1 protein-coding gene is annotated in these 436 nt (G+C 64.4%); it reads right to left on the bottom strand.

The window, feature by feature from the left end; translation table 11 throughout:
• On the bottom strand, positions 1 to 436 hold a 436-nt coding region (locus tag VSR34_RS38690; protein ID WP_342965269.1), incomplete at both ends, for a DUF6519 domain-containing protein.

The following is a 436-nucleotide window of genomic DNA, read 5'->3' as shown; positions in this document are numbered from 1 at the left end:
GCGTGACCGTCGTCGTGCCACCCGACACCTTGACCGCCGTCACCGGAAAAACCACGCAACCGTTGTCGCGCGACCACTTGAAGCTTGGCGCGTTGCCGGACGCATCGTTGCTACCCGTGTTGATTTCGACCCGATACAGCTGGTTCTCGATACCGCGATAGCCAGCCGTGGGCGAGACGGTGCAGGGATCGGTCGAGCTCCGCGCCGGTTGCGTGCGTGCGCGCAGCAACCCACGGTTGCCGATTCGCAGGCCGGCCGAGATCTGCTGAGGCGTCATGCAGGTCTTGCCATCCCCGTTGTCGGGCCGCGCCCACCTGATCTGACACACCACGCGCGAGCGCACCGCGGTATCGATGCCGTTCAGGGCGAGTTCGCTGATCGACGCATCCTCGATCGACGTCGTCAGGCACTCCCAGACATCGAGGTAGTACTGGTA

This window comes from Paraburkholderia sp. JHI2823 (assembly GCF_038900695.1).
In the GTDB taxonomy this organism is placed as follows: domain Bacteria; phylum Pseudomonadota; class Gammaproteobacteria; order Burkholderiales; family Burkholderiaceae; genus Paraburkholderia; species Paraburkholderia mimosarum.
Note: the sequence above shows the minus strand (reverse complement) of the source record. Positions and strands in the feature narration are given on the sequence as shown.